Source organism: Streptomyces sp. ActVer, assembly GCF_027270795.1.
Taxonomy (GTDB): domain Bacteria; phylum Actinomycetota; class Actinomycetes; order Streptomycetales; family Streptomycetaceae; genus Streptomyces; species Streptomyces umbrinus_A.
The window spans coordinates 23,507-33,979 of sequence record NZ_JAPWHT010000057.1; the positions used below are offsets into that span (position 1 = coordinate 23,507).

The 10,473-nt window shown below is 69.7% G+C and carries 7 protein-coding genes and 1 pseudogene; 4 read left to right on the forward strand and 4 right to left on the reverse strand.

Annotated elements, in window-relative coordinates:
- Positions 1-31: 31 nt before the first annotated feature.
- The gene (locus O3Q52_RS12525) at positions 32-1,528 is read right to left on the reverse strand and encodes a glycosyltransferase family 39 protein (protein ID WP_269648845.1); all 1,497 of its coding nucleotides are present in this window, start codon (positions 1,526-1,528) and stop codon (positions 32-34) included.
- Positions 1,529-1,651: 123 nt separating this feature from the next.
- On the opposite strand from O3Q52_RS12525, the gene O3Q52_RS12530 reads away from it, so the two are divergent.
- Both O3Q52_RS12530 and O3Q52_RS12535 read left to right on the forward strand, forming a co-directional pair.
- Positions 1,652-3,274 carry a peptide-N4-asparagine amidase gene (locus O3Q52_RS12530; RefSeq protein WP_269648846.1) on the forward strand — a complete coding sequence of 541 codons (1,623 nt, stop codon included), beginning with the start codon at positions 1,652-1,654 and terminating at the stop codon, positions 3,272-3,274.
- Positions 3,275-3,417: 143 nt separating this feature from the next.
- The gene (locus O3Q52_RS12535) at positions 3,418-4,887 is read left to right on the forward strand and encodes a cation:dicarboxylate symporter family transporter (RefSeq protein ID WP_269648847.1); all 1,470 of its coding nucleotides are present in this window, start codon (positions 3,418-3,420) and stop codon (positions 4,885-4,887) included.
- Positions 4,888-5,005: 118 nt separating this feature from the next.
- Here O3Q52_RS12535 and O3Q52_RS12540 read toward each other — a convergent pair whose 3' ends face one another.
- Both O3Q52_RS12540 and O3Q52_RS12545 read right to left on the reverse strand, forming a co-directional pair.
- Entirely contained in the window at positions 5,006-6,463 is a 1,458-nt protein-coding gene (locus tag O3Q52_RS12540; protein ID WP_269648848.1) for a Gfo/Idh/MocA family protein, read from the reverse strand.
- A 271-nt stretch (positions 6,464-6,734) separates the two neighbouring features.
- Positions 6,735-7,199, reverse strand: a complete 465-nt coding sequence (locus O3Q52_RS12545) for a MarR family winged helix-turn-helix transcriptional regulator (RefSeq protein WP_143633093.1) — start codon at positions 7,197-7,199, stop codon at positions 6,735-6,737.
- Between the two features lie 95 nt (positions 7,200-7,294).
- Between O3Q52_RS12545 and O3Q52_RS12550 the strand changes: the two genes are divergently transcribed.
- Positions 7,295-9,094 (forward strand): ABC transporter ATP-binding protein, encoded by a 1,800-nt coding sequence (locus tag O3Q52_RS12550; RefSeq protein WP_269648849.1) that lies wholly within the window; start codon positions 7,295-7,297, stop codon positions 9,092-9,094.
- A 43-nt stretch (positions 9,095-9,137) separates the two neighbouring features.
- Positions 9,138-9,983 carry an endolytic transglycosylase MltG gene (mltG, locus tag O3Q52_RS12555; protein WP_269648850.1) on the forward strand — a complete coding sequence of 282 codons (846 nt, stop codon included), beginning with the start codon at positions 9,138-9,140 and terminating at the stop codon, positions 9,981-9,983.
- Between the two features lie 2 nt (positions 9,984-9,985).
- Here the strand turns inward: mltG and O3Q52_RS12560 are convergent.
- Positions 9,986-10,473, reverse strand: a pseudogene (locus tag O3Q52_RS12560) (pyridine nucleotide-disulfide oxidoreductase); the annotation flags it as partial.

Consider the following 10,473-nt stretch of genomic DNA (forward strand, 5'->3'; position numbering starts at 1 on the left):
GAGGTCTGAGAGCCCTCAAAACCGAGCGCCCTCAGTAGCAGTGGCGAAGGGACGGCCACAGCCGCGACCACGGCTGCGTCGTCCCCGAGCACAACACCACGGCCGCGCCCTGCTCCTCGTTCTCCACTCCGTGGCCGTTGTCCACGCGCGCGACCCGACGGCAGTCGGTGAAGTACCGCTCGATGGCGTCCGCGGCCTCCTGCCGGACGACGAGCACCGGTCCGTCGGCCGAGTCCGGCGGAGGGCCCCAGTCGGCGTAGCTCATATGGCCGGAGTAGGGGCGAGGCAGCCCGCGCGCGGGGCCGTAGCGGTCCAGGGCGCCCGCCTCGCCGTAGTTCTGTGCGAAGACCACGGCGCGCGCCCGCTCGCGCGCGGGAATCGTGGACCAGTCTTCCGCGGCCGCGTCGGCGAGCGCGGGCCAGCCCACCTGCTCGCCCTGCTCCTTGTTGAGCGCCGTCGGCACGGCGAGCGAACTCGGCGGCAGCACGGGCAGGGTGACCATCGCGTTGACCGCGACGGTCACCAGCACGGCCACCACGGGCCACGTACGCCCATGCCGCCGCGTCCAGGCCAGAGCCGGCTCGCAGCCCGCCACGAGCAGCACGATCAGCAGCGGAACGACGTAGTACCCCTTGCCTCCCAGCGCCACGACCAGCACGCACAGCAGCGGGTACGCGACCGCTGCCGGACGAGCCCACCGCAGGGCCGGATCGCGCCAGAGCCGCAGCCAGCCCGCGACCCACACAGGTACGAACAGCGGGGACAGATAGATGAGTTGCTCGGGCACGAACAGGATCCGGTTCTCGGTCCCGTCGTCCGTGCCGATCCCCTCCGCGACCGTCAGCTGAGGCCAGTCGTGATCCGTCTGCCACCACAGATTGGGCGCGACCACCGCGAGTGCCACGACAGCGCCGGCGAGCAGCCACGGGCTGCGCAGCACCCTGCGCGGCCCCACGGCGAGCACACCCGCGAGCAGCGCGACGACCAGGAGCGCCACGAGGTACTTGTTCAGCAGACCGACCCCGACGCACAGGCCGATCGCAAGCCACCACCGCCCGTCGCCGGTGCGCAGCAGGCGCAGTACCGGCCAGCAGATCAGCAGCCAGGCCAGCAGGTCGAAGGTCGTGGTCGACATCACGTGCCCGACCCCCAACGGCTGCGCGGACACGCCCGCGAGCCCCGCCGCGACCACCTGCGTCCTGCGGTCTCCGCCCAACTCCCGTGCGACGAGGGCGACCACGAAGACGGCGGCCACGAACGAGAGTGTCGCCGGGACCCGCAGTGCGACGGTGGAGTCCCCGAACAGCGCGGTGGCCGCCCGCGCGAGGAACGGCGTGAACGGCGGCTGGTCGACGTACCCCCAGGTCGGATGATCGCCCGCCGCGAGGAAGTACAACTCGTCGCGGTGGTACCCGTATCGGCCGGACAGGGCGGTCAGTACGGCGGCCAAGACGGCCGCCAGACCCGACACGGGATCGAGGGCGAAACGAGGTAACTCGCGCGGCACGTCGTCCTGTTCCCGATCCATAGCGGCACCCCCCCCGCCAACCGGTCGCACCACCGTACTGAGGGGGACCGATCCGGTCGAGGAGGTCCGTCATGTCCCGAGGACGCATTGCGGCCCGGGCCAACTCCCCGTAGAACACCGCCCATGAGAAGACGGATCATCATGTCCATGCTCGCCGGAGTGACCCTCATGGCGAGCGCCCTCCTCGGAGCGGCCCCCGCGCAATCGGCCGACGCGCCTGCCGAGTTCGGCACCGACTGGCACGACCCGGTCACCGCCGCTCCGCCGGTCACCCGACCGGACACCAAGTCCTGCGACGTCACCGTCGCCGAGGCGCAGTTCCGCGACTTCACGCCCTACAAGGGCACGTACGCACCACCACACGGCTGTGGCGACCACTGGAGCAAGGTCGTCCTGCGCCTCGACGGCAAGGTCAAGGGACGGCAGTTCGACCGGCTCGGCTATCTGCACATCGGCGGCGTCGAGGTCTTCCGTACGTCCACCCCGCAGCCCTCGCCCGACGGCATCGAGTGGTCGGTGGAGAAGGACGTCACGCGCTACAGCGACACGTTCCGGGATGACCAGAGCGTCGAGATGCTCATCGGGAACGTCGTCGACGACACCTACACGGGCATCATCGACGTCAAGGTCACGCTCACCTTCTACGCGGGCGAGCCCGCCGGCACTCGCCACACGGGTGAGCCCGCTGCGAAGAAGACCCCCGACCGCGTCCTCACCCTCCAGGACGGCACCCTCACCACGCCCCGGAACAGTGAACGCATCGTCGCCGAGGTATACGCCACAGGATCGGGCGGCGGCTGCGAGGAGTACTGGTATCTGACGGTGCCCGACGCCGCGCCGTACTCCTGCAAGGCCGGCGACGGCCCCTACCGCGAGGTGCAGATCAAGGTCGACGGCCGACTCGCGGGCATCGCGGCGCCGTTCCCGACCGTGTGGACCGGGGGTTGGTCCAACCCGTTCCTCTGGTACGTGATTCCGGGCCCGCGCGCCTTCGACATCAAGCCCGTCGAGTACGACCTGACACCGTTCGCCGGGCTGCTCAACGACGGCCGTCCGCACCGGATCGACGTCTCCGTAGTGGGCGTTCCCGAGGGGCAGGCCGGCTGGAGCACCCCGGTGAACGTCCTCGTCTGGCAGGACACCAAGAGCAAGCACGTCACCGGGAAGCTCACCGCGCACAGGGCGGGAGACCTTGACAACTCCTCGACGTACACACCGGGTTCGGAGCAGCGTCTCGACACCGAGGCCGGGCACCGGCTGACCGTGGCCGGGTACGTCGACACCTCGCACGGCCGCGTGAAGACCACCGTCGACCGCAGGCTGGCCAACACCTCCGTGCACCGCTGGACGGACGGCGAGAACACCGACGCGCTGAAGGGGACCTGGACCGACGACGAGATGGTCACCGTGGACGGGCGCGGGCCCGTCAAGTCGACCCGGACGCACCGCACCTACACCATGGACGGCACCACGACGCTCGGCGCGGGCGACCGGCTGCGGACGGTGCTGTCGCTGGGGGACCGGGCTGCGGTCGAGGAGACGCGAGGCGGCCGGCGCACGGCGTGGTCCCGGCTCGACGACAGCTACGCGGGTGACGCCACGTATACGGCGAACGTGCCGCGCGACCAGCGGCACGCGGTCGGTACGACCAGTGAGCGCTACCGGCTGTACGGAACGGGCGGTTGTCACGACCGGACGCTGGTGACCGTGCAGGGGACGCTCACCGAGGACCGCGCGGCCTGCTGAACGGTCCGGTGTGGGACGTGCCACATCCCTCGATGATTTACATGCCTGTCACATCGAGGTCTCCGGCGGTAGCAAACTCCCCCGATAGTGATCACCGCGGAATCCGCTTTCCGCATCCCAGAAGTCCCCCTGGAGGAGTGCCCGTGCCGCCGTCTGTACCGTCCCTGCGACGCGTCGCACGCATCTTGCGTACCTCACTGTTCGCGCAGGTCGCCTGCGCGCTCGTACTCGGAATCGTCGTCGGAAGGTTGTGGCCGGACACGGCCACGACCTTCCAGCCGCTCGGCGACGGTTTCGTGCGTCTCATCAAGACGGTGATCTCGCCGCTCGTGTTCTGCGTGGTCGTCGTCGGCATCGCCAAGGCCGGCAACCTGAAGGCTTTCGGGCGGATCGGCCTCAAGGCCCTGATCTGGTTCGAGATAGCCTCCACGGCCGCGCTGCTCATCGGCCTGATCGCCGCCAACGTCTTCGCGCCCGGGTCGGGCATGAACGTCGACCCGTCGAAGCTCGACGCCTCGGCGGTCGACGACAAGACCGCCGGTGGCGCGTTGCCGACGACCACCGAGTTCGTTCTCAACGCGTTGCCGCAGAGCGCGGTCGGCGCCTTCGCCGAGAACTCACTGCTGCAGGTGCTGGTGCTGGCCTGCCTCACGGGTGCCGCGCTGCTCCACCTCGGCAACACCAAGGTGCCCGCGATCCTGCCCGCCATCGAGCAGGCCCAGGAGATCATCTTCGCGATCGTCGGCTTCGTCATGAAGCTCGCCCCGCTCGCCGTCTTCGGCGCGATGGTCCACCTGGTGGGGGAGTACGGCCTCGGGGTCATGAAGACGTACGGCAAGCTCATCGTTCTCTGCTACGCCGTGGCGGTGCTCTTCCTCGTGCTGCTCGCGGTCGCGTTGAAGCTGGTCACCGGGCTGAGCCTGTGGAAGTTCGTCCGCTACACGCGCGCGGAGTTGCTGCTCGCCCTCGGCACCGCGTCCAGCGAGACGGTCATGCCCCGCATGATGCAGAAGCTGCGCCAGGCAGGTGCGCGTGACGACGCGGTGGGCCTGGTGCTGCCGACGGGGTACTCCTTCAACCTCGACGGCGCCTCGATCTATCTCTCCATCGGCACGCTGTTCATCGCGCAGGCCGTGGGTGTCGACCTCAGCCTGAGCCAGCAGGTCACCGTGATCCTTGTGCTCATGCTGACCAGCAAGGGCATGGCAGGCATCCCCGGTTCGGCCTTCCTCGCCCTGTCGGCGACCGCCTCCTCGCTCGGCGCCATCCCCGCCGGGGCCGTCGCCCTGCTGCTCGGCGTCGACCGCATCATGGACTCGATGCGCGTCGTCACCAACCTGCTCGGCAACTGCGTCGCCGTCTTCGCGGTCTCCCGCTGGGAGGGCGCCCTGGACATGGACCGGGCGAAGAAGATGCTCGACGGCGAGATCGCGTTCGTGGAGGAGGACGTGACGCCCGCCGGCAGCGACCCGAAGGCGGACGCGCCCTCGCAGACCGCCAAGACCGCGCCGACGGACGCTCCGGGCAAGGATGAGGAGCCTGCGGGCACGGCCGAGGAACCCGCGGGGTCCAAGAACTCGTTGGCCAAGGAGCCCGCGGGCGAGGTGAGTTGAGCGCGGGGGCCCGGCGCATCCGCTCGACGCCGGGCCCCACGCTTCCCATCCCGGAAGGCCCCCAGAAGGACTCCCGAAGACTTCCCGGAGGACCCGCCCCGGGGTCACTCCCGACCGGTCACCCCTGCGGTTTCTGCGAGTCCACCCCCGACCGCTCCTTCTTCCACAGCCCGCGCGTGAAGTCCGGGATCGCCTGCGGTGCCCCGTGTGCCTTGATCGAGGCGTGGCTCAGCGGCACCGGCGCGGTCCAGGTGGCGGCGTCGTACACGTCGAAGTCCGGTACGAGCCCGAGCCGCATGCACTGCATCAGCCGGAACAGCATGATGTAGTCCATCCCGCCGTGTCCGCCGGGCGGGTTGGAGTGTTCCTTCCACAGCCAGTGATCCCAGTCGGCGTACGCCCCGAAGTCGCCCCAGGCGTCATCTGTGTGGTCCGGCTCTATGTAAATCCGCTCCGGGTAGTCCTCGAAGACACCCTTCGTGCCGCCGAGACTGTTGATCCGCGAGTAGGGATGTGGCGTCGACACATCGTGTTCGAGCCGGATCACCCGTCCCTTCGCGGTCTGTACGAGGCTGATGGTCCGGTCGCTCTCGATGTACGTCTCCTTCCAGCTCGGGTCGCCCGGCGGCATGTTCGCCGCGCGGTACTCGGCGAGTCCGAGCGAGGGCGTGCCGAAGCTGGAGACGTGGGTGACACGGTCACCGCGGTTGATGTCCATGTAGTTGGCGACGGGCCCGAAGCCGTGGTTCGGATAGAGGTCGCCGCGCAGCCGGGTGTGCCAGAGCCGCCGCCAGGGGCCCTCGTAGTAGTCCGGGTCGAACATCAGGCCGCGCAGATCGTGGTTGTAGGCGCCCGCGCCGTGCAGGAGCCGGCCGAACTTCCCGGCGTGCGCCATACGCAGGACCCGCATCTCGTTCCTGCCGTAGCAGCAGTTCTCCAGCTGCATGCAGTGTCTGCGGGTGCGCTCGGAGAGGTCGACCAGCTCCCAGAGCTGGTCGAGGCGCATCGCGATCGGACACTCCACGCCGACGTGCTTGCCGCTGAGCATCGCCGTCTTCGCCATCTCGAAGTGCCAGTCCCAGGGCGTCGCCACGTACACGAAGTCGAGGTCGCCGCGCTCGCACAGACCGACGAAGTCGTCATCGCCCTTCGTGTACGTCGCCGGGGCGGGCTGTCCCGCGGCCACCACCTTGGCCGCGGCGCTCGCGGTCTTGTCCTTGACCGGGTCGCACAGTGCGACGACGCGGACCCCGTCGAGGGCGAGGAACAGGTCGATCATGCCGTTGCCGCGGTTGCCGAGCCCGATGATCCCCACGCGTACCGTGCCGCGCCCCTCGAAGGGCACGCCGATCATGGTTCTGCCCTTCGCGGCGGGAACGGCGGACTCGGCTTCAGCCGCGGCCCCGGGTGCGGCCTCCGCCGCCGTCCCGGGCTCGGCCGCGTTGGCCGTGCCCCCACCCGCGGGCGCGCCGATCCCCAGTCCCGCTCCGGCGGCTCCGGCCGTGCGCAGGACCGAGCGTCGGGAGTAGCCCTCGGGGTTCTCGTCGGGTTCCGGTGTCGCGTGCTCGTCGTGCATCGGACCTCCTCGGTGGGTGAGCGCGGGTTCGGCGCGCTGTCACCCTTCTAGGGGGCCGACCGGGTCGCAAGGGGCGGAAGTGGCCAGGGAGTTGGACTTCCGGGGCTGGGTCTTTGGACTTCCGTGTGCGGGTGCGAGTGGGCGGCGCGGAGCCATCGCCGGCCCGGCCCGGTGGTGGAGCGGGCGGGCGTCGGCCCGCGGTCCGCAGCGGGAGCGGGCCCCTCACCCCTGTCGGCGCGCCTTCCGGCCGCCCCCGTCGGGGCCACCCCGATCAGCAGTCGCGCTTGGGCGCCTCCACCGCGCCCATTCCGTCCACCAGCGTGTCCAGCAGCCCCCCGAGGACCTTGCGCTGGTCGTCCGAGAGCGGCGCCAGGATGTCCTCCGCCGCGGTCCGTCGCGCGGCGCGCAGCTCGCGCAGGGCCCCGCGGCCGTCGTCCGTCAGCTCGATGCGGATCACCCGGCGGTTGGTGGGGTCCGGTACGCGACGCACCTTGCCGCTCGCCTCCAGACCGTCGACCAGCGTCGTCACGGCCCGCGGCACCACCTCCAGCCGCTCGGCCAGGTCGGCCATGCGCGGCGGCGAGCCGTAGTGCGCGAGGGTGCGCAGGAGCCGGGACTGCGCCGGAGTGATGCCGAGCCCGCGCTTCTCCAGCTGACGCTTCTGGATGCGGTGCACACGGCGGGTCAACCGCAGCAGCTGCTCGGCGAGCAGGCCGTCGGCGTCGGGGGTGTCCATGACGGGAACAATATCAGGACCTCGTTCATTGTGAGTATAGGTAACAATGAGCTATGCTCCGTCAGTCATCGTTCTCTCACCCTCCGTAGGAGCCCATGCCCCGCGACGACATCAACTGGACACCGCCACCTGTCGAAGATGGACAGCCCCGGCAGGTGCGCCGCATTCTCAAGCTCTTCCGTCCCTACCGCGGCCGACTGGCCGTCGTAGGCCTCCTCGTGGGCGCCGCGTCCCTGGTCTCGGTCGCCACGCCCTTCCTGCTCAAAGAGATCCTCGACACCGCGATTCCGCAGGGCCGCACCGGACTGCTGAGCCTGCTCGCGCTCGGCATGATCCTCAGCGCCGTCCTCGGCGGTGTCTTCGGAGTCCTGCAGACCCTCATCTCCACGACGGTCGGCCAGCGCGTCATGCACGACCTGCGCACCGCCGTCTATGGCCGGCTGCAGCGCATGTCGCTCGCCTTCTTCACCAGGACCCGCACCGGCGAGGTCCAGTCGCGCATCGCGAACGACATCGGTGGCATGCAGGCCACGGTCACCTCGACCGCCACCTCGCTCGTCTCGAACCTCACCAGCGTCATCGCCACGATCGTCGCGATGGTCGCCCTGGACTGGCGGCTGACCGTCGTCTCGCTGCTCCTGCTGCCGGTGTTCGTGTGGATCAGCCGCCGCGTCGGCAACGAACGCAAGAAGATCACCACCGAGCGCCAGAAGCAGATGGCCGCCATGGCCGCCACCGTCACCGAGTCGCTCTCCGTCAGCGGCATCCTGCTCGGCCGCACGATGGGCCGCTCCGACTCGCTCACCCGCTCCTTCGCCGACGAGTCCGAGGGTCTGGTCGACCTGGAGGTCCGGTCGAACATGGCGGGCCGCTGGCGGATGGCCGTCATCGGGATCGTCATGGCCGCCATGCCGGCCGTCATCTACTGGACCGCGGGCATAGCCCTCCAGTTCGGCGGACCCGCCATCTCCATCGGCACGCTCGTCGCCTTCGTCTCGCTCCAGCAGGGCCTCTTCCGGCCGACCGTGAGCCTGCTCTCCACAGGCGTCCAGATCCAGACCTCGCTCGCCCTGTTCCAGCGCATCTTCGAGTACCTCGACCTGCCCATCGACATCACCGAGCCCGAGGACCCGATCCACCTCGACCAGGTCAAGGGAGAGGTGCGCTTCGAGGGCGTGGAGTTCCGCTACGACGACAAGAGCGGCCCGGTCCTCGACGGCATCGACATCACTGTGCCCGCCGGCGGCAGCCTCGCCGTCGTCGGCGCGACCGGCGCGGGCAAGTCCACACTCAGCTACCTGGTGCCGCGTCTGTACGACGTCACGGGCGGCCGCGTCACCCTCGACGGGGTGGACGTGCGCGACCTCGACTTCGACACCCTCGCCCGCGGAATCGGCGTCGTCTCCCAGGAGACGTACCTCTTCCATGCCACGGTCGCCGAGAACCTGCGGTTCGCCAAGCCGGACGCCACCGACGAGGAGTTGTACGCGGCGGCGAAGGCCGCGCAGATCCACGACCACATCGCGTCGTTGCCCGACGGGTACGACACGGTGGTGGGGGAGCGCGGACACCGGTTCTCCGGCGGCGAGAAGCAGCGCCTGGCCATCGCCCGGACGATTCTGAGGGACCCGCCGGTCCTGATTCTCGACGAGGCGACCAGCGCTCTGGACACCCGCACCGAGCGTGCTGTGCAGGAGGCCATCGACGCCCTGTCGGCCAACCGGACCACCCTCACCATCGCGCACCGGCTGTCCACCATTCGAGGCGCCGACCAGATCGTGGTCCTCGACGGCGGGCGACCGGCGGAACGGGGCACGCACGAGGAGCTGTTGGAGCGCGAGGGCCGCTACGCCGCACTGGTCCGCAGAGACGCCCAACTGGAGCCAACAAGATGAAGATATGTCGAGATTATGGCGATATGCGGGTTACCGTGCCCGCATGCAGATCTACACGCCGCCCGCCCGGCCACGGAGAACGATTCGACTGACGAGCCGGGGCCGGACCGCCCTCATCGTGACCGGCGCCGTCGTGGCGGCCACCGCCGTGGCGGTGCCGCTGCTGAGCACGGACAAGAAGAAGGAGCCGCTCGCCCTGGTCATCCCGGAGGGCTGGCGCTCGGGCCAGGTCTACGAGGCCGTCGACAAGGTCCTCGCCCTGCCCGGGGGCACCACGAAGAAGTCCCTGGAGAAGGCGAACCTCAAGCTCCCGAACGACGCGAGCGGCAACCCCGAGGGGTATCTGTTCCCGGCCACGTATCCCATCGACAAGAAGTCGACCCCGGTGTCCCTGCTGTCGTACATGGTCGACACGGCGAACAAGAGGTTCGGCGGCGGGACGGTCACGGCCGGCGCCGAGCGGAACGCGATGAACGTCTATCAGACCGTCACCGTCGCGAGCATCGTCCAGGCCGAGGCGGCCACCAAGAAGGACATGGGCAAGGTGGCCCGCGTGGTCTACAACCGGCTCGACCGTGGCATGCCGCTGCAGATGGACTCCACGATCAACTACGCGCTGAACCGCAACACACTCCGCACCAGCGAGAACGACACGCGGCTCAACAGCCCGTACAACACGTACGTACGGATGGGGCTGCCGCCGTCGCCCATCGCCAACCCCGGCGAGGAGGCGATGCGTGCCGCGGTCGCCCCGCCGCAGGGCGACTGGCTCTACTTCGTCACCGTCAAGCCCGGCGACACGCGTTTCACCGCCGACTACGAGGAGCACCGGAGGAACGTCGCGGAGTTCAACCGCACCAACAAGAGCGCGTCGCCGAAGTCCGGCTGAGCTCATCCCGTCGGCGCAACCTTCGTCGCAACCTCAGGGGCGGTGTCCGGGGCGACCGCCAGCAGCCGCCTGATGTCCCGCACCGCCGCGCGCCCGGCGCGGTTGGCTCCGATCGTGCTGGCCGAAGGCCCGTACCCGACCAGATGGATCCGCGGATCGGCGACCGCGCGGGTCCCCTCGACACGGATGCCGCCGCCGGGCTCGCGCAGCCGCAGCGGTGCCAGATGGTCGATCGCGGCGCGGAAACCGGTCGCCCACAGAATGACGTCGGCGGCCACGCGACGCCCGTCGTCCCACTCCACGCCGTCCGGAGTGATCCGGTCGAACATCGGCTGCCGGTCCAGGACGCCGTCCTCGATGCCCTGCCGGATCGCGTCGTTGAGCGGCAGCCCGGTCACCGACACGACACTCTTCGGCGGCAGCCCCTGACGGACCCGTTCCTCCACCAGCGCGACCGCTTCCCGGCCCACGTCCTCGGTGAACTGCCCCT